General features: G+C 37.9%; 22 protein-coding genes. 15 read left to right on the top strand and 7 right to left on the bottom strand.

What is annotated here, in order from left to right; all coding sequences use genetic code 11:
• Nucleotides 1–6: 6 nt before the first annotated feature.
• The 5 genes from MKX78_RS22630 (at nt 7) to MKX78_RS22610 (ending at nt 6271) form a co-directional block, all read left to right on the top strand.
• Complete coding sequence (locus tag MKX78_RS22630) at nt 7–1047, top strand: 3-oxoacyl-ACP synthase III family protein (RefSeq protein ID WP_307316530.1); 1041 nt, start codon at nt 7–9, stop codon at nt 1045–1047.
• A gap of 4 nt (nt 1048–1051) precedes the next feature.
• Nucleotides 1052–1306, top strand: coding sequence for an acyl carrier protein (locus MKX78_RS22625; protein WP_095371523.1), 255 nt, complete (start codon nt 1052–1054; stop codon nt 1304–1306).
• A 4-nt stretch (nt 1307–1310) separates the two neighbouring features.
• On the top strand, nt 1311–1706 hold the full coding sequence (locus MKX78_RS22620; protein WP_095371524.1) for a 3-hydroxyacyl-ACP dehydratase FabZ family protein: 396 nt from the start codon (nt 1311–1313) through the stop codon (nt 1704–1706).
• 146 nt (nt 1707–1852) lie between these two features.
• On the top strand, nt 1853–4933 hold the full coding sequence (locus tag MKX78_RS22615) for an efflux RND transporter permease subunit (protein ID WP_307316534.1): 3081 nt from the start codon (nt 1853–1855) through the stop codon (nt 4931–4933).
• A 111-nt stretch (nt 4934–5044) separates the two neighbouring features.
• Entirely contained in the window at nt 5045–6271 is a 1227-nt protein-coding gene (locus MKX78_RS22610) for an MFS transporter (RefSeq protein ID WP_095371526.1), read from the top strand.
• A gap of 168 nt (nt 6272–6439) precedes the next feature.
• Here MKX78_RS22610 and MKX78_RS22605 read toward each other — a convergent pair whose 3' ends face one another.
• A complete protein-coding gene (locus MKX78_RS22605; RefSeq protein ID WP_095371527.1) occupies nt 6440–7075 on the bottom strand; it encodes an aspartate/glutamate racemase family protein in 636 nt (211 codons plus the stop codon).
• 122 nt (nt 7076–7197) lie between these two features.
• On the opposite strand from MKX78_RS22605, the gene MKX78_RS22600 reads away from it, so the two are divergent.
• The 3 genes from MKX78_RS22600 (at nt 7198) to MKX78_RS22590 (ending at nt 8842) form a co-directional block, all read left to right on the top strand.
• A complete protein-coding gene (locus tag MKX78_RS22600; protein WP_322909853.1) occupies nt 7198–7863 on the top strand; it encodes a uracil-DNA glycosylase in 666 nt (221 codons plus the stop codon).
• Between the two features lie 260 nt (nt 7864–8123).
• Nucleotides 8124–8408 (top strand): YwdI family protein, encoded by a 285-nt coding sequence (locus MKX78_RS22595; RefSeq protein WP_157733858.1) that lies wholly within the window; start codon nt 8124–8126, stop codon nt 8406–8408.
• Between the two features lie 62 nt (nt 8409–8470).
• Nucleotides 8471–8842 carry a DUF423 domain-containing protein gene (locus MKX78_RS22590; RefSeq protein ID WP_095371531.1) on the top strand — a complete coding sequence of 124 codons (372 nt, stop codon included), beginning with the start codon at nt 8471–8473 and terminating at the stop codon, nt 8840–8842.
• A 327-nt stretch (nt 8843–9169) separates the two neighbouring features.
• Here MKX78_RS22590 and gerQ read toward each other — a convergent pair whose 3' ends face one another.
• The 3 genes from gerQ to hemQ all read right to left on the bottom strand — a co-directional run bounded on the left by gerQ (nt 9170) and on the right by hemQ (nt 10941).
• Nucleotides 9170–9610 (bottom strand): spore coat protein GerQ, encoded by a 441-nt coding sequence (gerQ, locus tag MKX78_RS22585; protein ID WP_307316542.1) that lies wholly within the window; start codon nt 9608–9610, stop codon nt 9170–9172.
• 20 nt (nt 9611–9630) lie between these two features.
• Complete coding sequence (locus MKX78_RS22580; RefSeq protein ID WP_095371533.1) at nt 9631–10053, bottom strand: cell wall hydrolase; 423 nt, start codon at nt 10051–10053, stop codon at nt 9631–9633.
• Between the two features lie 135 nt (nt 10054–10188).
• Complete coding sequence (gene hemQ / locus MKX78_RS22575) at nt 10189–10941, bottom strand: hydrogen peroxide-dependent heme synthase (protein WP_095371534.1); 753 nt, start codon at nt 10939–10941, stop codon at nt 10189–10191.
• A gap of 289 nt (nt 10942–11230) precedes the next feature.
• Between hemQ and pta the strand changes: the two genes are divergently transcribed.
• Together pta and MKX78_RS22565 are read left to right on the top strand one after the other, a co-directional pair.
• The gene (gene pta, locus MKX78_RS22570) at nt 11231–12208 is read left to right on the top strand and encodes a phosphate acetyltransferase (protein WP_095371535.1); all 978 of its coding nucleotides are present in this window, start codon (nt 11231–11233) and stop codon (nt 12206–12208) included.
• A gap of 27 nt (nt 12209–12235) precedes the next feature.
• On the top strand, nt 12236–13078 hold the full coding sequence (locus MKX78_RS22565; RefSeq protein WP_322909851.1) for a lipoate--protein ligase family protein: 843 nt from the start codon (nt 12236–12238) through the stop codon (nt 13076–13078).
• Between the two features lie 212 nt (nt 13079–13290).
• Here MKX78_RS22565 and MKX78_RS22560 read toward each other — a convergent pair whose 3' ends face one another.
• Entirely contained in the window at nt 13291–14022 is a 732-nt protein-coding gene (locus MKX78_RS22560; RefSeq protein WP_095371537.1) for an RsfA family transcriptional regulator, read from the bottom strand.
• Nucleotides 14023–14378: 356 nt separating this feature from the next.
• Here MKX78_RS22560 and MKX78_RS22555 point away from each other — a divergent pair, with 356 nt between their 5' ends.
• From MKX78_RS22555 to MKX78_RS22545, 3 genes are all read left to right on the top strand, one after another.
• On the top strand, nt 14379–15680 hold the full coding sequence (locus tag MKX78_RS22555) for an HD domain-containing protein (protein WP_095371539.1): 1302 nt from the start codon (nt 14379–14381) through the stop codon (nt 15678–15680).
• A 45-nt stretch (nt 15681–15725) separates the two neighbouring features.
• On the top strand, nt 15726–16238 hold the full coding sequence (locus MKX78_RS22550) for a YwgA family protein (RefSeq protein ID WP_095371540.1): 513 nt from the start codon (nt 15726–15728) through the stop codon (nt 16236–16238).
• A 127-nt stretch (nt 16239–16365) separates the two neighbouring features.
• Nucleotides 16366–17166 carry a hypothetical protein gene (locus MKX78_RS22545; RefSeq protein WP_341052517.1) on the top strand — a complete coding sequence of 267 codons (801 nt, stop codon included), beginning with the start codon at nt 16366–16368 and terminating at the stop codon, nt 17164–17166.
• Between the two features lie 403 nt (nt 17167–17569).
• Here the strand turns inward: MKX78_RS22545 and MKX78_RS22540 are convergent, their stop codons facing one another.
• Nucleotides 17570–17755, bottom strand: a complete 186-nt coding sequence (locus MKX78_RS22540; RefSeq protein ID WP_095371543.1) for a 2-hydroxymuconate tautomerase — start codon at nt 17753–17755, stop codon at nt 17570–17572.
• Nucleotides 17756–17977: 222 nt separating this feature from the next.
• Between MKX78_RS22540 and MKX78_RS22535 the strand changes: the two genes are divergently transcribed.
• Complete coding sequence (locus MKX78_RS22535) at nt 17978–18634, top strand: site-2 protease family protein (protein ID WP_341052514.1); 657 nt, start codon at nt 17978–17980, stop codon at nt 18632–18634.
• A gap of 18 nt (nt 18635–18652) precedes the next feature.
• Nucleotides 18653–19159 carry a YwhD family protein gene (locus tag MKX78_RS22530; RefSeq protein ID WP_095371545.1) on the top strand — a complete coding sequence of 169 codons (507 nt, stop codon included), beginning with the start codon at nt 18653–18655 and terminating at the stop codon, nt 19157–19159.
• 195 nt (nt 19160–19354) lie between these two features.
• Here MKX78_RS22530 and MKX78_RS22525 read toward each other — a convergent pair whose 3' ends face one another.
• On the bottom strand, nt 19355–21433 hold the full coding sequence (locus tag MKX78_RS22525; RefSeq protein ID WP_341052511.1) for a transglycosylase domain-containing protein: 2079 nt from the start codon (nt 21431–21433) through the stop codon (nt 19355–19357).
• Between the last annotated feature and the right edge of the window lie 130 nt (nt 21434–21563).

Genomic DNA, 21563 nt, shown 5'->3' with positions numbered 1-21563 from the left:
AGGTAAATGGAAGCATTACTCACTGAAAAAATATTGAATCAAACGGGTTTAGAAATCCCAGTTAATATTCAAGGGATAGGATTTCGTGTACCAGGCAAAATTGTAAAAAATGAAGATCTGGTGAAAGAACTAGATACAAGTGATCAATGGATACAGGACAAAACCGGAATAAAGGAAAGGAGGTACTTAGAAGATGAGTATGTGACTTCTGACCTCTGTGCAAGTGCAGCGGCGGAGGCACTCTTGGATGCCGATATTCAAGCAGAAGAGATTGATGCCATTATTGTAACCACTACATCACCTGATCAAGCATTACCTTCAACTGCAATGATTATCAAAGAAAAAATAGGTGCAGAAAAAGCGATTCCGATTGATCTTACGCAAAGTGGCTGTGCAGGTGGGATATATGCTATGTATGTCGGGACTCATCTACTCCAAAATAGCAATGTGAAAAATGTATTAGTGATCGGTTGTGAAATCCTTTCGAGGATTAGTGATCCAAAGGATCGCACTACACGTGTGTTTTTTGGTGATGCAGCTGGAGCAATGGTGTTGCAAAAAACAAGAGAGGGTGGAGGCATTCTTTCCTTCCATTTAGATTCAGAGCTTAATTATGCAGTTCAAATCCCTGGAGGCGGGACAGTACCATTGGGTGAAAATGAAGATTATAGAACAAGCCAATTTGTTAAGATGAATGGTCGTGAAGTCTGGAATACTGCAACAAGGGTAGTTCCAACCTCTATAAGGGAAGCCATATTATCTGCAGGATTAACAATAGGTGATATTGATCATTTCTTAGTCCATCAGGCAAATCTTAATATAGTAAAAGAAGTTATGCATGATTTAAATGTCCCACTCGAAAAAACGACCATAACTGTACAAGAATATGCCAATACTGGTTCAGCGACATTATATTCAGTTTTATATAAAGCCTTGAAAGATGGAAAAGTGAAAGAGGATGATACGATTGTTCTTTCAGCTATTGGTGCGGGTTTCTTATGGGGTTCTATCTGCTTAAAATATACTAAAAATGAGAAAAGGGGTTAGGAAAATGAAAGAAAAAATAAAAGAAAAATTTATTGAGGTCTACAAAATGGACATTAAACCGGAGGAATTATTGGATGATAGCTATTTATTTGGGCCAGATTCAGTATATGGTTTAGATTCTATGGATGTTTTGGTTTTCATTAATGAATTAAAAAAAGAATTTGGCTTAGAATATAGCACACTAGATACTGATTCCTTTATGACTATCAATAATATTATTAGTTTTATTGAGAAACAAAAAAAATCTGAATCTGTTTAAGGTTATGGAAAGCTTATCGTATTTACCGCACAAATACCCTTTCCTATACGTAGATCGAGTAGTTGAAAGAGACCCGATGAAGTGGGTAAAGGGTTATAAAAATATAAGCAATAACGAATGGTTTATCAGTGAAAGTCAAAAAAGTATGCCCTCTACACTTATTATTGAAGCAATTGGTCAAATAGGCGCTTTTGTCCGTATTGAAAAATCAGAAAAATATGAAATATTAGCTGGGATTAATGGTGCTCAAATACATGGTTCAGCCTATCCAGGGGATAAGTTAGATTTGTACTTTGAGGTTACAAGGATAAGAAATGGATTAATGAAAGGGAAGGGTATTGCTTCAGTTAATGGTTCTGTAATTGTTTCTATAGATGAAATTACAACTGTTTACCTATGAAAAAACCTCCTTTTTTAGGAGGTTTTTAGCATTTTTTAATAACAGGCGAAATTTGCGTGATACTCTAATCTTTTTGTTGTTCAAACTGAATACAATAGAGAGGTGTTTGTAGGTGATAATAAGTAAAATATAGAAGGAGTCGAAGAATGAAGTCAATCATTAATTTTTCAATTAAGAACAAGCTCGCAATTTGGATCGTCACAATCTTTATTATAGTCTTTGGTATGTTTTCTGCCTTTCAAATGAAAATGGAGCAACTCCCAAATATTAACGAGCCAATCGTTGATATTACAACTATTTATCCCGGTGCATCGTCTGAAGAAGTTTCGGATAAAATTACCAATCAGATAGAAAATGGTGTGCGGAATTTAGATGGGGTAAAAAATGTGGTATCAACTTCCATGCAAGACGCGTCATCGATCCAAGTAGAATATGGATTTGACAAGGATCTTAAGGAAGCAGAGCAGGAAATTGAAGAAACGATAAAAAACCTGAATCTTCCGGAGGATGCCCAGACACCAAAGGTTGCGAGACTTAGCTTTAATGATTTACCAATTTTAGTAGTATCCGTATTAAATCAGAATAGTAACCTTTCGGAAGTAAGCAATCTCGTAAAAAATGAAATACAGCCGGCTTTTGAAGAAATTCAGGGAATCTCTACAGTAAATATCGTTGGGAATGAGACGAAAGAGGTCAGAATCAATCTTTTACCGGAAAGACTACAAGAATATCAACTGCGTGATCAAGACGTAGCAGAATATTTGAATAGCGTGTTAAATGAATTTTCATTAGGTGTGAAAGAGGTTGATAATCAAGAAAAGGTCGTTGCGATTCAAAGCGAATTGGATATAGAAAAACTAAAGGATATTAGTGTGCCAATTAATCCGCAATCTGTAATAGAAGGAGTAGATCAAACAGCAGAAGCAACACCTACCCTTAGTGATATTGCCGAAATTGAGTTAGAGCAAAGCTCTTCGTCCATCTCTAGATTTAATGGGGAAGAGTCAATTGGTATCCAAGTAGTACAAGGAGTAAACGGGAATACGGTTGAAATTATTGACGCAATAACCAATAAAATGGATGAATTAGAAAAACAGTATGACGGTTTAACATTTGAAACAGTATTGAATAGTGGCGATCCAATAAAAGATTCCATCAGTATGATGTTCAAAAAGGCTCTAATAGGAGCCGCCTTTGCAGTATTGATTATATTACTGTTTCTGAGAGATATAAAATCTACCCTTATATCGGTTATTTCAATTCCACTATCATTACTCATTGCATTATTGTTACTTCATCGAATTGGAATTAGCTTGAACTTAATGACAATTGGAGCGATGACAGTTGCCATTGGAAGAGTAGTTGATGACTCAATTGTTGTTATTGAGAACATTCATAGAAAAATAAAGTTATCTAAAGAACCATTGAGTGGAAATGCATTAATTGTAGCAGCTACAAAGGAAATGTTTTCACCAATTATGTCCTCTACGATTGTAACAATTGCAGTGTTCCTTCCATTAGGGCTTGTTGATGGTCCAGTAGGAGAACTATTTTATCCTTTTGGATTAACAATCGTATTTGCCCTTTTAGCCTCACTGTTAGTTTCTATAACAATTGTGCCAATGATGGCTCATTTTATGATGAGTAGAAAAGTTGAAAAGCGTGCTTCTAGAGATAAGAAACATAAAGGAGAAACGTATAGAAAGATACTAAGATGGAGTCTTAATCATAAAATCGTATCTTTCACATGTATCAATATTCTTTTAATTGGTAGTTTGTTTTTGATTCCATTTATTGGCGTCACCTTCATACAAGAAGATGAAAATAATTTACTTATTATCACTTATGATCCAAAAACAGGTGATACAAGAGAAGAAATTAATGAGCAAGTGGAGACTGTAGAAGATTATTTGCTTGGCAGGGAACATATTGAGCTCGTTCAATCATCACAAGGTGGAGGAAATCCACTTAACCCAGCGGATACGCGACAAGTTTTATTCTTCATTAAATATAAAGGAAGCGTTGAAGACTTTGGAAAAGAGCAGGAAGTAATCTCTGCTGAAATTCGGAAGCAAACCGAGGGAGAATGGAGTTTTCAGGATTCTGGTTCAGGCAATAGTCAAATGAATATTTATGTTTACGGTAATAATTTTGAAGAGATTAATCAGTCAATAGGTCAGATTGAAGATAAACTATCAAATAGAGAAGAAGTAAAGAGCATAAAAACTAATGTCTCTGAGTTGCATGATAAGCTTGGTTTTCAGCTGAAACTGGATGAATTAATTGATAATGGTGTGCACCCAGAACAGGTTTATTCAGCACTAGGTGGAGGGGTTGACATGAGACTCACCACTATAAATGAGGAAGGAGACGACTTACCTGTTTACTTGAATACAGCAAAAGCGATTGAAAAACAGGAGGATTATCTTAAGTTGCCTATTTCCACTTTGTCTGGTGAAGAGATAGAACTATCAGAGGTGACAGAACTTATTGAGCAAGAAGCTCCCTCAGCTATATACAATCGTAATGGCAAGCAATATGGTGAAGTAACGATTAATGTTCAAAGCAATGATATCAATAAGACAATCAAAGGTTTAGAAAGTGAATTAAAAGGGATTTCATTTGGGAATGGAGTCAACCTCGAATTTGGCGGTGTTTCAGATCAAATTGAAGACTCTTTTAATCAATTAATTATTGCTTCAGGTCTTGCTATCTTCGTTGTATTTTTCGTTTTAATTGTCACATTTGGAGGTGGTCTAGCACCATTTGCTATCCTATTCTCCTTGCCATATGCAATTATTGGGAGTTTGGTTGGACTCTTGTTAACTAGAGAACCAATTAGTATTTCAGTAATGATTGGTGCCTTAATGTTAATCGGAATAGTTGTAACAAATGCGATCGTTTTAGTGGCGAGAATTATTCAGAATGAAAAAGAAGGTATTGATTTAAGGGAGGCAATATTAGAAGCGGGTACAACACGTTTGAGACCGATATTAATGACCGCTTTTGCAACTGTAGGGGCATTGGTTCCACTTGTGTTTACTGGTGAGACGGATGGAAGTGGCTTAATTTCGAGGGGGTTAGGGATAACAGTCATTGGTGGTCTTACAACTTCAACAATACTCACTTTGATTGTAGTTCCAGTTGTTTATGAAGCTTTAATGAAGATGAAAAAGAAGTTTAAAAAGAAAAGAGCTCAAAAAGAAGAAGTAAACATTGAGGCTTAGTGGTGTTTTCACTAGGCTTTCTTTTTCTCAATTCTGTGGGTATTTTGGACGAGAATAAGATCGTTTATGCTTTTAAATTTGTGTGAAAGTATTCAAAAAGGAGAATGAAAGGTGAGTTCAATTTTTAATAACCGCTTTATTTATTGTATCCTTTTCTCTGCCTTATTTCTTCAAATGGGTATTTGGATTAGGAACTTTTCGATATTACTATTTGTTACTGAACAAACGAATGGGAACGCTATAGCCATTTCTTTTATTATGCTTGCGGAGTATGCCCCCATTTTCTTGTTTTCTTTCCTAGGAGGAACATTTGCAGACCGTTGGCGACCAAAGAAGACGATGGTATGGTGTGATATTCTTACGGCAATATCAATTTTTGCTATTTTTGCTGCGCTACTTTTTAGTACTTGGAAAGTTGTCTTTTTTATTACTTTAATTTCTGCAGTACTTTCCCAGCTTTCACAACCAGCGGGTATGAAGTTATTTAAGCAAAATCTCCCAGACAAACTATTACAGCCTGCGATGTCTCTTTATCAAACCTTATCTGCTGTTTTTATGATAATGGGGCCGGTCATTGGTACCATTGTTTATGAAAACTTAGGCCTTCTCCCTTCCATTTTAATAACTGGAAGTGCCTTTCTATTATCTGCTTTTTCGTTGTTTTTCATTACAGAGAGTAAAAATATTGAAAGGGAGTCGTCCATACATATAGCCAATATTTTGGATGATATGAGGGGTGGAATAAAATACGTCCTTAAAAATAATCAATTAAAAGCGCTGGGAGCATGTTTCTTATTTGCAGGACTAGCAGTAGGGCTCATTCAACCAATGAACATTTTTATTGTCATGGAAAAATTGTCATTAGGAACAGAGTATTTACAGTGGCTTCTCATGATAAATGGCTTAGGAATGGTGATTGGTGGAGTAATATCATTTACTTTATCTAGTAAGATACAACCGATGAAGTTTTTAGCAATAGGAGTGGCAATGACCGCGATATCTATAAGTATAATTGGCTATTCAACAGTACTTATGCTAACACTATTAGGACAATTTTTATATGGGGTATTTCTTCCGGTTATTCAAATTGGCATTCATACAATGGTATTAAAAAATACGAATGATCATCTTATAGGGAGGGTCAACGGTATTTTAGTGCCTCTGTTTAGTGGGTCTATGGTAATGAGTATAACATTAGTAGGCATATTAAAAAGTGTGGTATCAGTAACTTTTATCTTTCAAGTGTCTGCTTGTTTATTCCTTGTTGCTTTGGCGATTATTTTACGAAACACAAAGCAGCAGTCATTGAATGAACCAGGACAAGCTAGAAATGTTTAATGTGTGAAGCTACTAAATAGTGAGCAACTACTATATGAATTTATCATTCCTTGTGAATAGGTGGCTTCATTTGAATCCGTATCGATACAAACATTTCTTAATAAAAATGAACAGTAGAGCAATTTAGTAAATAAAAGAAACAAGCAGTGATTATGCTTGTTTCTTAAATCATTTTTGCAGTATATATTGAAAACACCGTTTCGCAGTTGCTTCCGGTGCAACAAGAATAGGGGTGTTGGGTGTTACTTGGTTAGCTACATGTGCCATGCTGTATTGCGAGAGGACGATGACATCTACCTTTCCATCCATTTCCGCCACCATTCTCCTGACTCTTTCGTCATGCTCTTCTTTTTTTCCTTCAAAAAGTAGATGGATGATGCCAGGATCAACAACAGATTCAATGGCACAGTTCGGTTGACGTGCTTGTAGGTAATTAATTAGCGCTTCGGGTGTTTCTCTGACGGTAGAGATTAAACCGATACGATTATATTCTAAAGCCTCATCTAGCATCGCTTCGTCTGAACGGAACATTTTCACTCGACAAAGTGGTTGAAGGATAGCTGTTAAAGGATTGAATGCCGAACAAGTTAGCTGAATACAATCAGGGCGAGCTTCCGCTGCTAAAGAGACAGATTTTGAAAAGCGTCGAGCAATTTCTGGTGTCAATGAGCCGCTTTCTTCAATCATCGTCAGTAAGTGAGTATCCATGAAATGTAATAATTCAACCTCAGGCGCCACTTTTCTAAACGCTTCTTCTATAGGCTTTAAAGCAGTCGTTGTTGCGTGTATTAAGGCAACCTTCATTTTATCTATCACCTCATCCTTTCCGCTTTCGTGCTTTCATTTCCGAGCAGTTAATTGTATTCTCTATAGTATATCTAATAATCAATGAAAATAGTATAAAAACTAATGAAGGAGAGAAAGAGATGAATTCGGATTGGCAGAATAGACTTTCTCCGGAGAAAGAAAAGCCTTACTTCCAAAAGTTGATGAGCTTTTTAGAACAGGAATATCGGCATCATACGATTTATCCTGTAAAGGGAAATATCTTTAATGCATTGGAATATACGAGCTTTGAAGAGACAAAGGTGGTTATCCTTGGTCAAGACCCATATCATGGTGCCAATCAGGCGCATGGCTTAAGCTTTTCGGTACAACCTGGTGTGAAAATTCCGCCCTCTCTACGAAATATATATAAAGAATTAGAAGCAGATATTGGTTGTCCCATACCTAACCATGGTTGCCTCATTTCTTGGGCGAAGCAGGGGGTATTATTATTAAATACGGTATTAACAGTAAGAGAAGGAGAGGCCAATGCTCATCGTGGACAAGGGTGGGAAGAGTTTACGAATCATATTATTACTTCTTTAAATCATAGAGAGAAGCCTATTATTTTTGTGTTGTGGGGGAAGCCCGCGCAAGCGAAGTTAAAGTTAATTAATACAGAAAAACATGCCACTATCCTCGCGCCCCATCCGAGTCCGTTATCTGCTCATAGAGGCTTCTTTGGTAGCAAGCCATTCTCAAAAATTAATCAAAAATTGTTAGAATGGGGAGAGAAACCGATAGATTGGAAAATAGACAATTTATAAGACTTTTCGTCATGTTTCACGTGAAACGAGAGGGGTGCTGTCGAAATGCCGGAGAAAAAGGTAAGCTGTGTCAAATGTAAATTTTTCTATGTTACATGGGATCAAAGATTTCCCAGAGGCTGCAAGGCATTTGGTTTTAAAACAAAAAAATGGCCATCGATGGAGGTTCATACTGCGTCAGGGCAATCGTGTTTGCGTTTTGAAAAGAAGAACTGATACACTATAAGAAGAAAAAGATGGTAGATGAAGTAGGTGAATACATGAGTATTTCAATCGAGAAAATGCTAAGTAAAATGGAAGCTGAGATTAGTGAGGCGAAGGGGTTAAATGAATCGGCAGTAAGAGAAAGAGTCCATGCTATTAAAACGTTGTGTGAAGTGATTCTTGATCAACAATCAACGGGAGCAGTCCGGGCGGCGCAAACGCAGCAACAACCGATGGTAACTACCCAGACGAATATCCCCAGTCCTCAACAGGTAAGCCTGAATGAAAAACCAATGAAAATGGGTGATGAGGCAAACGGTGAGTCAATTTTTGACTTTTAAGGAGTGGCTTTGCTTTACCTGTTATACTAAATATATACTTAAAAGAAAGAGGCTGAAAATAAATGAAGCTTTTCATCATTATTGGGGCGATTTTTGCCTTTCTAGCAGTTGCATTTGGTGCATTTGGTGCCCATGCTTTAGAAGGTAAAGTAGTAGGCAAGTATATGGATAATTGGCAAACGGCTGTACAATATCAAATGTTCCATGCTATTGGAATTTTTATTGTTGCTTTATTATTATCGAAAATGCCAGACTCTTCCTTATTAACTTGGTCGGGCTGGTTAATGGCATTTGGTATCTTATTTTTCTCTGGAAGTTTATATATCTTAGCATTAACGAAAATATCCATATTAGGCGCCATTACACCTATTGGTGGTGTAGCATTCCTTGTAGGTTGGGTACTTATTCTTGTATTTGCTGTAAAACACCTATAATAATGAAGGGCTGAACATTTATGATGTTCAGCCCTTTTTCAAAAGAAAGTATAAAATTGTTCAATGAGTTATCATGTCTAGCTCCAGCGTCATGGAGCTCGAGGTCATAAGTCAAAGCTGTCTATGAGGTAAAGGACAACCTCACAGCCATCTTCGTCTTATGCTTGTCGCTCCAGAGCGAGCCGCTTCCGCTTTTCATCATGTCTAGCTCCAGCGTCATGGAGCTCGAGGTCATAAGTCAAAGCTGTCAAAAAGGTTAAAGAACAACCTTTCCGCCGGCTCGTCTTATGCTTGTCGCCGAAAGGCGGGCGCCTTCCGCTTTTCTGCTTACCTTGGGTTGTATTGTGTTAATTGTGCTGGATAATAGTATTCAATCTCCTCAGGAAAAACAACATAATCTAAATAAATCATTGGGATTAAGTAGCGCTCACCCGTTTCGGGGTCACTAATAATGACATGATCACGTCCAGCTGCTTCAATGATTCCTTTAAACACTTTGGCATTCCATTGTGAATTATTTTCAAATGTTGTATAAATGGATGCAAGCTTGCCGCGATTTAATCTGAGAATATTTTCAATAAAGGATTGTTCCATTGGCAGTTGACCTGTTGATTGACCTTGAACGTTTGTTGGCATCCCTTGTGTTGGTATGTTTACTTGAGGTGGTTGAGTGTTGTAATTCTGTTGAGGCTGCTGCTGATATTGGTTGCTGTATTGCTGTTGTTGTTGGGGATACCCACCATAATAAGGATAACCTTGTTGAGTCATTGCACTTCCCTCCAAATAAATTAATAAACAGATGGGCAATCTGATTCGGTAGGGATATAGAAACAGTGTGATTTGAACCTACCTGAATTCCATTGGTTATACCATTGTGCTGGACAATCGCCACCTGGTCTAAAAAACCATAAAGCATTACTAGCAGGGTGTTGCCTTTCGCCTTTTAAAACTCTTCTTGCTAAGTTCAATTCATTCGATCGTGCCGCTTGATAAAAATAGCCTTTCTGCGTTGCTTCAAACCCACCAGGATTTTGAAAAACCATTTGCCTAATGGATGTAATGTCTTTAAAATCCAAGCAATTACCAAGGACGCGATTGACGCCGACATTGCCAACCATTAACATACCAAGATTTCCTTCACCTTCTGCTTCTGCACGCAAAAGTCTTGCTAGTAGCTTTACATCTGCTTCTGTGTAGGCTATCACGCCCATACAATCACCTCTTAAAAGTTTTGCCATGTTGCTAGATAGAGGCTTATTCATAAACTCACTATTTATAACTATGTATAAGCCTTTTCTTTTATGACAAAAAAACTCCCGCCAATAAATTGACGGGAACAATATCGATTAATTAACATGTAAAAACTTACTTAAGCCACTTTCTGGTAATAGGTTGCCTACATAGAAGGCACCGAACTCTCCGTAACGAGCACTTACTTCATCAAAACGCATTTCGTATACGAGCTTTTTGAATTGTAGCACATCGTCGGCAAATAAAGTGACGCCCCACTCATAATCGTCAAATCCAACTGAGCCAGTGATGATTTGTTTAACTTTGCCAGCATAAGAGCGCCCGATGAGACCATGGCTGCGCATTAATTCACGACGTTGATCCATTGGGAGCATATACCAGTTATCCTCACCTTGTCTACGCTTATCCATTGGATAGAAACAAACATATTTCGCTTGTGGAAGTGTTGGATATAGTCGACTTCTCACATGAGGATTCTGATAAGGGTCTTCATTAGAATCTCCTGCCATATAGTTACTTAATTCTACGACAGAAACATAAGAGAAAGTCGGAATCGTATATTCTGCTAATTTTGTTTTATTGAATTCGTTTTCTAGCTCATTTAATTCTTCCATTGTTGGGCGTAAAAGCATCATCATAAAGTCTGCTTTTTGACCGACAATTGTATATAGTGCATGGCTACCTTGCTCGGCAGCTTGCGTGGTGTTCCATTTATCAACCAGTGATAGAAATTCGTGAATAGCGGCTTCACGCTCATCGCTAGAAATCATTTTCCATGTAGTCCAATCGATGGCACGGAAGTCATGGAGACAATACCAGCCGTCAAGAGTTTTTGCTGCTTCGTTCATTGTCATCGCTCCTCATATATGTACTATTTACTTCATGTTTACTATACCATAGTTTAGCCAGCAAACCACACGATTAAAACTAGCTAGTGTTGATTAGTTATTTTGCTTAATGGATAGGTTATAAGTATGATATGAATGAAGAGCTTCAGTGCACTGTTTTATTTAAGAGAATTCATTTTTTGGAATTAACCGACATTTGCCTTTTCTATTGCTATTTAACGAGCGGTCTATTGTAATGGAAGAAGAGAAGAAATAATTGCATTTAAATGATTAATTGGAGGGGCTTAATATGAGCAACTTATTTGAAATAATGAAAGCAAAAATAAACGGGAAGAGCTTGAAAATCGTTTTTCCTGAAGGTACAGACGATAGAATTCTTATTGCTGCCAGTCGCTTAGCTGAGGAAGGCATTCTTGTACCTATTTTACTTGGAGATGAAGAGGGAATTACTAATCAGGCCACTAAATTAGGGGTTTCTTTAGAAAATTGTACAATCATTGACCCAAAAAATAGTGAGTATATGGATGAATTGCTTCCTGTATTCGTCGACCGGAGAAAAGGGAAAGTAACAGCGGAAGCAGCAAAGGAAATTCTTTTGGATGAAAACTATTTTGGAACGATGCTTGTTTATGCAAACAAAGCGGACGGCTTGGTAAGTGGAGCGGCACATTCAACAGCAGACACTGTCAGACCGGCATTACAAATTATTAAAACAAAAGCAGGGGTGAAAAGGACCTCTGGTGTATTTATTATGGTTCGTGGGGAAGAACAATATGTTTTTGCTGACTGTGCGATCAATATTTCCCCTGATGCAGAAGGATTAGCAGAAATCGCTGTAGAGAGTGCAAAAACAGCAAAAATGATGGATATTGATCCTCGTGTGGCTATGTTGAGCTTTTCGACAAAAGGATCTGCAAATTCTCCAGAAACTGATAAGGTCATTGAGGCAGTAACTATGGCAAAAGAAAAAAATTCAGAGCTTGTCATTGATGGAGAGCTTCAGTTTGACGCAGCGTTCGTACCTTCTGTCGCAGAGAAAAAAGCGCCGGGTTCACCAATCAATGGACAAGCAAATGTCTTTGTATTCCCAAGCCTCGAAGCAGGAAATATTGGCTATAAGTTAGCGCAAAGATTAGGTGGATTTGAAGCGGTAGGTCCGATTTTACAAGGTTTGAATCAACCGGTTAATGATCTTTCCCGCGGTTGTAATGAGGAAGATGTCTATAAGCTTGCGATTATTACGGCTAGCCAAGCTTTAGTCGAATAGTTCTTAAATGGTAAAGGAGCAGAAGGAATGGAAGAGGCTTTAAATTTATTAGAACAAAAAGAATGGCGTATAATTGATCAGTCGCAATCAGGGCGATTTGTCAGTGCACTTCACTCTTTCGGTATGGATGATACTTTATGCGCTTCGGTTGGGGCGGGACTCTCTCCTGCTACTGCGAGAAGCTGGGTGCATGACCGCACAGTCGTACTTGGTATTCAAGATACAAAACTGCCTTTTATTAACGCAGGGGTTCAATTTTTACAGCAACAAGGTTATGACTGTATTGTGCGGAATTCAGGTGGGCTTGCGGTTGTTCTCGATGAAGGTGTCTTGAATATTACTTTAGTGCTGCAGGAAACGGAAAAAGGTATTGATATTAACCGTGGATATGATGCGATGTGGTTTTTAGTGAAAGAAATGTTCGCCGATTTTCCCGTAGAAATTGAAGCGAAAGAGATCACCAAGTCCTACTGTCCGGGGAGTTATGATCTAAGCATTGGCGACCAGAAATTTGCAGGCATTTCACAACGCAGATTGAGAAAGGGTGTCGCTGTGCAAATCTACCTTTGTGTAAATGGCAGCGGCAGTGAACGAGCGCAGATCATTCAAGAATTTTACCGTATTAGTAAAGAGGATGAGAAGACTAAGTTTACTTATCCTGACATTGATCCAACAGTGATGGCTTCGCTAGCTGAACTACTCCAAACGGAATTCACCATAGAAGATGTGATGCTCCGCTTCCTACAAACATTAAAGAAACATAGTGGCACGCTTCATTCAGGTCAGTTAACCGTCACTGAAGCACCAATGTTTGAAAACTATTTCGACCGTGTAGTCGATAGAAACGAAAAAATCATGAACAAGAAATAATATGGGTCCAGGCAACTCCCGAATAATTTGCAGATTTTAGAATGAAAACAGGTGCTCTTTTGCTCGTTTTACCACTGGTGGAGGGCCTATCAAATGTACGAATAAATCTTAATCTAGTAAGTCACGCTAAATAGAAAATAACTGAGTAAGCTGGTTCAGCCTTTTACTCAGTTATTTTTGTATGTGTTTGTGGTAAACCACAGTCTAATCATTTATTCTGCTAGTTTTTCTAAATTGCCATTACGATCCATTTTGAATTTAGTGGCGGTTCTTTCCTCATCATCTAAAATCGCTAATTTTCGAGCACGGTTCATAATATTCATTAATGTCTCGTAATCTTCTTGGATAGTGACACTATTCTGCTCTAGCTTGCTTACTCTTGCCGCTAATTCTTGGTTTCTAGCCTTTAAAGAAGCATTCTCGCGCTTAAGTCTTTCATTCTCATTTTTTAAGATATCCAGTTTAATACTTGAGTGACTTAATGATTCAAGGTATTGAATGACACTTGCCATCGTCATATTAGATGATGAAGTTTCCTCCGTTTTGAATACAGGTGTCTTCACTTCTTCAGTAGGAGCCGCATTAGGTGTTGTGACTTCAGGTTCTTCAAATAGCAAATCATTCATCGGCTCCATCGCTGTTTCTACGTCATCTAATGTAGGAACTGGTGGTGAATATAATAGTTTTTTCTTTCCACCTTGCTCTTTGCCAAGCATTCTTTGTCGTTGCTTTCGTTGTTTTTTTGCTAGTTGAAGGGCTTTTTCATATTGGTGCCGTACAACTGCATTCCAGCGAAACCCGCAAGCTGCTGATGTGCGATTCAACTTATCTCCAACTTCTTCAAATGCATTTAATTGCGTACTACCTTCACGGACATGCCTTAAAACCGTTTCTGCTAATAATAAATCATTTTCCTCTGACCATGCATCTTGACGTACTTTCATGATCTCAACTCCCTAAATTTTTATAATAGTTAAGCTTTAGCAATAGGATTGTCAAGAATACAAGGTTTTATACATTCTATGTTTGAAAGGATAGTAGAAGATGGTTTCTAATAGATACGTATGGTAAATCATGTTAAAAATGTCGAAAAAAATTCTCATTTCGCCAAAAAACAACTAGGACAGGGGTTCGTATGTGCAGGAGAGGTTGGTCTATTACATTCGGGGGGTGAAACAAGAGAAAGAGAAAGATATAATAGGGGAAGTAAAAAAAAACTGATGAAGAGCAATCAAATGTTTAAAGGTAAAAAAAGAAGTTAATATATTGGTTATGTCTATATAAAAAGGGAGGTGTCATGATGTCATATGCGACAGAAAAATTAACTGAAGAAAAGGTATTTAAAGATCCTGTTCACCGTTATATTCACGTGAAAGATCGTCTTATCTGGGATTTGATTGGTACTAAAGAATTCCAACGTCTAAGAAGGATTAAACAATTAGGAACAACCTTTCTTACCTTTCACGGAGCGGAACATAGCCGATTTAATCATTCGCTTGGTGTCTATGAAATTGTTAGGCGAATTGTCGATGATGTCTTCAAAGGACGTCCAGAGTGGAATGATGACGATCGTTTATTAACCCTTTGTGCAGCATTGTTACATGATTTAGGTCATGGGCCGTTCTCGCATTCCTTTGAAAAGGTATTTGGCTTAGATCATGAAAATTTTACAAAGAAAATTATTCTCAGTAACACAGAAGTCAACAATGTGTTAAGAAGAGTAAGTGATGATTTTCCAAAAAAAGTAGAAGAAATAATTGCGAAAACGTCTAAAAACAAATTAGTTATCAGTTTAATCTCTAGTCAAATTGATGCCGACCGGATGGATTACTTACAAAGAGATGCCTATTTTACAGGCGTGAGTTATGGTCATTTTGATATGGAACGTATTTTACGAGTGATGAGGCCAAGGGAAGACCAGGTTGTGATTAAACAAAGTGGCATGCATGCTGTTGAGGATTACATAATGAGTCGATACCAAATGTATTGGCAAGTGTATTTTCACCCTGTAACGAGAAGTGCAGAGGTGATCTTAACAAAAATACTCCATAGGGCAAAGGCTCTATATGAAGAATCTTATCAGTTCAAACAAGCCCCTGCTCATTTTTATTCTTTATTTAAAGGCGAAATAACGGTGGATGATTACATTCATCTGGATGAATCAATTGTTCTATACTATTTCCAAATGTGGCAGTGGGAAGAAGATGAGATTTTAAGTGATTTAGCGCAACGTTTCTTAGACCGTCATCTCTTTAAGTATGTTGAATTTGACCCAGCCAAGGAATATAAGAAACTGTCAGAGCTGTCTATCTTATTTTTAAAAGCGGGAATTGACCCTGAATATTACTTAGTTGTCGATTCTTCCTCTGATTTACCTTATGATTTTTATCGACCGGGTGAAGAAGAGGAGCGTTTACCGATTCATTTATTATCGAAAAATGGAGAGGTAAGGGAATTATCTCGGGAATCATCGATTGTTGATGCTATCTCAGGTAAAAGAAGGACCGATCATAAATTATACTATCCTGCCAATCTCCTTCATGATGAAGGGCCACATAAAGAGATTAAGAAACAAATACGAAAATTACTAGACTTAGAATAAAAAAGTTCGAATGGAACGTAATAAATAATTAGGAGATGAATCAATGTGCTGAAAGACCATGCAAAAATCATTCATGCCATTGCTGCCTCGGATGAAATTGTCGGCCGTAAAAAGCTACAAAAAATGATTTACATTGCAAAAAAAATCAATTACCCTTTTCATGAGAAATTTGCCTTTCACTTTTATGGACCTTATTCAGAAGAACTCACTCTTCGTATTGAAGAGCTATGCAATATGGGATTCTTGAATGAAATTAAAGAAAAAAAAGGTGGATACTATCAATATCGTTATACACTAACCGAATCGGGAACAGAATTTCTAGAATTAAATGAAGTAAGTATGCCTCATTTAAAAGACTGTCTCGTTGATATGAATGGCCAATCAGCAAGATTTCTAGAGCTAGTATCCACTGTCTTATACTTCGAGGAACTGCCTAAAGAAGAAGTAAAGGAAAAGATCTTCACGCTCAAAAGCAAACAACGATATACAGAAGAAGAGATTAACCAAGCTTATCACTATATCGATGCCTTAAATACAAAAGCCGCTATCCTATCATAGGAGCGGTCTTTTTAATATTGAGGTTGTTCATATATATGCTCGTGTGAAAATGATATTGCGTGCCTTAATCGGTAATATGAACTGAGTGCTTCTGTTTTGATGGATTAGAGTTTGTGAGTCACTCAAGTTGAGCAAAGAGAATGAGCGCTTCGCAAATGAAGTTTGCAAGTCACTCAAGTTGAGCAAAGAGAATGAGCGCTTCGCAAATGAAGTTTGTGAGTCACTCAAGTTGAGAAAAGAGAATGAGCGCTTTGTAAATGAAGTTTGTGAGTCACTCAAGTTGAGAAAAGAGAATGAGCGCTTCGTAAATGAAGTTTGCAAGTCACTCAAGTTGAGAAAAGAGAATGAGCGCTTCGCAAATGAAGTTTGCAAGTCACTCAAGTTGAGAAAAGAGAATGAGCGCTTCGCAAAAGAAGTTTGCAAGTCACTCAAGTTGAGAAAAGGAACTGAGCGCTTCGCAAAAGAAGTATGCGATTCACTCAAGTTGAGCAAAGAGAATGAGTGCTTCACAAATGAAGTTCGCGAGTCACTCAAGATGAGCAAAGAGAATGAGCGCTTCGCAAAAGAAGTTTGTGAGTCACTCAAGTTGAGAAAAGAGAATGAGCGCTTCGCAAAAGAAGTTTGCAAGTCACTCAAGGTAAGAAAAGGAACTGAGCGCTTCGCAAAAGAAGTTTGTGAGTCACTCAAAGTAAGAAAAGGAACTGAGCGCTTCGCAAAAGAAGTTTGTGAGTCACTCAAGGTAAGAAAAGGAACTGTGCGCTTCGCAAAAGAAGTTTGTGAGTCACTCAAGTTGAGAAAAGAGAATGAGTGCTTCACAAATGAAGTTCGCGAGTCACTCAAGTTGAGCAAAGAGAATGAGCGCTTCGCAAATGAAGTATGCGAGTCACTCAGAAAGAAAAATGGAGATGAGAGCACAACTAAACCGTAAATATACACATATCTCATGCTGTATTTTTACGCTCTTACGATTTATAGTTATACACGCATAAAATTTAATTTGTTCCGGCTTCTCCTCACCCTGGGAAGTTTCTTTTCTTGTCTGAAAAGAAAACGTTGTATTTCCCTCAGAATTGGGTAGTTCTCTTAAATCTAATGGGATCCGGAAGGGAACGTTACAAAAAAAGGTGGCAGAGCCAAAGTTTGATTGGGTTCGGTCGAAAATGAGTCAAAAAGAGGAAGCGAGATGGAATTTTGATATGGAGAACCTAGGCAAAATCAATAATAGTGTACAAGAACAATAGAGAATCCTACATTAAGGGATTCACCAAAAAAAATAACCGGCACCAATGAATAACTAACATTGTCAGTGCCGATATATTTAATCTTGTATTTTATTGGTCGCTCAGACGCTTGCCACCAACAGCATAATGGTTCTTGCTCATTTCTTCGATAAATACAGTGATTTTTTCATTTGGAGCACCTGTTGTTTCGCTCACGGCTACTGTGACTTTTTCTACGAGTGCTTTCTTTTGATCTTCTGTACGTCCTTCAAGCATTTTAACAGTTACGTATGGCATAAGTTCTTCCTCCTAAATGAATTCGCGCTGTTTCTGAACAACGATTATTTTAAGTTTTCCATATTTTCTTCATTTAGACAAGCAAATTTATAGTAGCGCATGATTTCCTTATTGCAGGAATGATGCGTTATACTTTAATATGTATGACAAAGATAAGGTTTACATATGGTTAATGAAAAGGTATAAAACACTCATTCATGAGTTAAAAAAGGGGATTAAAGTGTGGAACAATTCTTAGCCTATCCACTTAGGGATATTCCCTATGTAGCTATCACGTTAATTATTGCCTTCACTCTTCATGAGCTTGCCCATGCGTGGGTCGCCTATAAATTTGGTGATCCCACGGCAAAAAATCAAGGCAGATTGACGTTGAATCCCATTAGTCATTTAGATCCGATTGGGACACTCTTAATTTTTATAGCGGGTTTTGGGTGGGCGAGACCAGTCCCTGTTAACCGCTTCTTTTTTAAAAATCCGAGGCTTGCTGGTGTATGCGTTTCTTTAGCTGGTCCATTGAGTAATTTTGTTTTGGCTACATTTGCTTTAGGTTTATGGTATTGGTTAATTGGAAATGGTTATACAGTGCCGGAGTCGTTGCTCGCGTTTCTCAATATTTTTATTGGTCTAAATATGCTTCTTTTCATATTTAATTTAATCCCTTTGCCGCCTTTAGATGGCTATCGGGTGATTGCAGATTTAGTACCAAATGATTGGCGAGCGAAGATGACGTCAATTGAGAATTATGGAGGTCTTATTTTTCTCATCCTTGTGATTACACCGCTCAGTCAATATACGATTAGCCCTATCCTGAATACATTACTTCCAGCGATTATGGAAAACCTAAGCGCATTCTTTTATACATTATTTATGAGAGCATAGATGAAGGAGGAGTTTCAAATGGCAGAGAATAAGAAAAAAATGGAGTTTAATATTATTAAAAGTGACCCAACTGAGGGGCATGGTGGATTCGGGGCCGGTGCTTTTAGTTTAGATAATGTTTCGCCGGTTATTATAGATGTCAATGAAAAAGAGGCTTCAATCGAGGTTGGGGCAATGCATGCCCGCAGCCCACAAGAAAAAGGCATTAAGTTTTTAAAAACAAAAGAAGAAGTCCCTAATGGTAAGCCATACTGGTTAATCTGGGTAACGGTAGAACGTGGAGCAGAAGGTACGTATTATGCGGGTGTAACAGCTTGTGAGTTTACAGTTGATCGATCAATTAGAAGAGGGTATAAGTCACTTCCTGAACATGTGAATCGAATGGATAAATCAATTAAAGGTCAAGTGATCGTGGATCATATGGATGTTTCTTCTAAAGAAGTATTAGCTAAATTCCTACAAGATTATGATGCAGGTATGTGGGAGAGATCATCAGAACAACTAAAAACAGATTTGCAAGCATAAGAGACAAATTCAGCCATAATTGTGGCGTATTTGTGACAGTTTATTGAAGGAATTTACAAAGTATTGCTTCAAGTGGATAAAAAAAGTAAACTTAATATTAGTGCAAAGCACTGTATAGAACTAGGACACGAAAAACCTCGACAGCTACTGTCGAGGTTTTTCATTATTTCTACTATTGTCATGTTTGTGTGCGAATTATGAAGTCCATGGTAATATCTTCTTGTACCAAGGCTTTTTTTCCTTAGGGGCTGGCCCTTTCTCTTTTTGTTTTTCCTCTGCTTGGTATTCAGGCAGGTGAAGCGAACAGTATTCAGTTGGTTCGGTTCCCTTAATAAAGTAGGTAAAACGTTTGACAGGGCAATTTTCTGTTGCTAGTTTGCCAGTGAAAGGTTCAACATAAACGCCTACTGTATTTTTTGTTGGTGTGAACTGGCGGATTGGTAGGCCCTGGTGCGCATCTTCCATATAATTCCCCCAAATTTCCTTTGCAAACGCCTTTTCCTTCACAAGGTCGATCGTTTGATTATCATCGTAACCTGTCCATACAGCAGTAACGAGCTGGGGAGAGAACCCAGCCATCCAGCTATCAGTCTCCGTCGAACCAGATTTTGCTGCGTATGGTCTTGTGAGTTGATTGCTAATAGTAGATCCAGTCACACTAGCATATCCATTTAATGTCTGATCAAAAATGCCCGTCATCATCTCTGTTACGACAAAAGCTGTATCCTCATCTAATACTTGCTCATGTGACCCCTTAGCCTCGTAAAGGACATCGCCTTTATAATCCTCAACTCTTGTTATAAAAACAGGGTCAGTACGCTTCCCACCATTAGCTAACATGCTGTATGCATTGGCAAGCTCTGTTACTCTTAATCCGGATGTACCCAGGGCGAGTGAAGGGACTTTGGCCATCTTAGACTGAATACCAAAATCTTTAGCGGTCTTAACGAGTGTTTCTTCACCTAAAAAAAGGTGGGTTTTCACAGCATATATATTATCCGAGAGCGCTAGTGCCTGCGCCATTGTTATATCCCCATCTGCATACTTATTATTATAATTATGAGGTGCATATGTTGATTGTCCATCGTCAAACCGAAAAGTAGTAGGTTTGCTCATTACTGTTGATGCTGGTGTAAATCCTTGTTTAATGGCCGCGTAATATAAAAGGGGCTTCATCGTAGATCCAGGCTGTCTAATCGCTTGTAAAGCTCTATTAAATGAGCTCTCTTCATAATCTGTTCCTCCAACCATGGCTTCTACATGTCCATTTTTAGGATTCATTGATACAAGCCCGACTTGCATTGAAGTATCTTCTGTCATCACTTCTTCAATTGTTTTCTCTGCTATCTCTTGTTTTTGGCGATCTAGTGTTGTGTAAACTCGTAATCCACCAAGTTCAATCATTCTTTCATCAAGGTCTAATTGGGATTTTAGTACGGCTTTGACTGCATCTTGAAAGTAGGGGGCAACAGTGTTCACGTAATATTGATGCTCACCAACGAAAGTAAGCTCTTCATTGAAAGCATTTGCCATTTCCTTTTTCGTAATATATTGATTCCCTACCATAGAAGTTAAGATTAACTTTTGCCTTTGTTTCGCTTTCTCAAATGAGGCAAGAGGTGAATAGGCACTTGGTCCTTTTGGAATACCTGCGAGCATAGCGGATTCGGCTAAAGTTAAATCAGCTGCATCTTTTCCAAAATAAAACTGACTAGCTGCTTGTGCACCGTAAGCCCTGTTACCGTAATAGATTGTATTTAAATAGCCTTCTAGTATTTGCTCTTTTGTGTAACTCATTTCTATTCTTAGGGTATAAAACGCTTCTTTTATTTTCCTTGTCCACGTTTTATCTTGATCGAGAAAGAGGTTTTTAGCGTATTGCTGACTAATAGTACTCGCACCTTGTACCTTTGCCATTGCTTTGAGGTCTGCCAGCAAGGCGCCAGCAATTCTTTTATAATCAAAGCCATGATGTTCATAAAAACTCTGATCCTCAATCGCGATCGTCGCATGAATTAAGTCTGGGGAAATATCAGTAATATCTGCCCAATACCTTTTCTCCCCTGTGTGACTTTCACCAATAATAGACTCGTCACTTGCCATATATAAAGTGGATTGTGGTACGGCAAGTGGTGGTGGACCTAAAATTTTGGCATAAATGAAAATACCGATGAGCAGGCAGACCATTAACGCTAAACCTATTAAGCTACAAATGACGAGTGCTCGCAAATATTTACCTGCATTTCTAAAGCGCTGATTTGTCATGATTTCCACATATACCACCCCCATTTTAATGTGCTTCGTTTACATATAGTATTGAAAACTATAGGGTATTTTAAACATGCATATTTGTGATTACACGAATATCTAAAGTCTGCATGAAAACCCCCCGATTGGGTCAAAC

The sequence above is a fragment of the Cytobacillus sp. FSL R5-0569 genome, assembly GCF_038007265.1.
GTDB lineage: Bacteria > Bacillota > Bacilli > Bacillales > Cytobacillaceae > Cytobacillus > Cytobacillus kochii.
This window is presented reverse-complemented; position numbering and strand designations above follow the sequence as displayed.

Bases quoted from the DNA above. Each gene is read 5' to 3' on its own strand.
- MKX78_RS22630 (WP_307316530.1), top strand. From the start codon at position 7: ATGGAAGCATTACTCACTGAAAAAATATTGAATCAAACGGGTTTAGAA.
- MKX78_RS22625 (WP_095371523.1), top strand. From the start codon at position 1,052: ATGAAAGAAAAAATAAAAGAAAAATTTATTGAGGTCTACAAAATGGAC.
- MKX78_RS22620 (WP_095371524.1), top strand. From the start codon at position 1,311: ATGGAAAGCTTATCGTATTTACCGCACAAATACCCTTTCCTATACGTA.
- MKX78_RS22615 (WP_307316534.1), top strand. From the start codon at position 1,853: ATGAAGTCAATCATTAATTTTTCAATTAAGAACAAGCTCGCAATTTGG.
- MKX78_RS22605 (WP_095371527.1), bottom strand. From the start codon at position 7,075: ATGAAGGTTGCCTTAATACACGCAACAACGACTGCTTTAAAGCCTATA.
- MKX78_RS22600 (WP_322909853.1), top strand. From the start codon at position 7,198: ATGAATTCGGATTGGCAGAATAGACTTTCTCCGGAGAAAGAAAAGCCT.
- MKX78_RS22595 (WP_157733858.1), top strand. From the start codon at position 8,124: ATGAGTATTTCAATCGAGAAAATGCTAAGTAAAATGGAAGCTGAGATT.
- MKX78_RS22590 (WP_095371531.1), top strand. From the start codon at position 8,471: ATGAAGCTTTTCATCATTATTGGGGCGATTTTTGCCTTTCTAGCAGTT.
- gerQ (WP_307316542.1), bottom strand. From the start codon at position 9,610: ATGACTCAACAAGGTTATCCTTATTATGGTGGGTATCCCCAACAACAA.
- MKX78_RS22580 (WP_095371533.1), bottom strand. From the start codon at position 10,053: ATGGGCGTGATAGCCTACACAGAAGCAGATGTAAAGCTACTAGCAAGA.
- hemQ (WP_095371534.1), bottom strand. From the start codon at position 10,941: ATGAACGAAGCAGCAAAAACTCTTGACGGCTGGTATTGTCTCCATGAC.
- pta (WP_095371535.1), top strand. From the start codon at position 11,231: ATGAGCAACTTATTTGAAATAATGAAAGCAAAAATAAACGGGAAGAGC.
- MKX78_RS22565 (WP_322909851.1), top strand. From the start codon at position 12,236: ATGGAAGAGGCTTTAAATTTATTAGAACAAAAAGAATGGCGTATAATT.
- MKX78_RS22560 (WP_095371537.1), bottom strand. From the start codon at position 14,022: ATGAAAGTACGTCAAGATGCATGGTCAGAGGAAAATGATTTATTATTA.
- MKX78_RS22555 (WP_095371539.1), top strand. From the start codon at position 14,379: ATGTCATATGCGACAGAAAAATTAACTGAAGAAAAGGTATTTAAAGAT.
- MKX78_RS22540 (WP_095371543.1), bottom strand. From the start codon at position 17,755: ATGCCATACGTAACTGTTAAAATGCTTGAAGGACGTACAGAAGATCAA.
- MKX78_RS22530 (WP_095371545.1), top strand. From the start codon at position 18,653: ATGGCAGAGAATAAGAAAAAAATGGAGTTTAATATTATTAAAAGTGAC.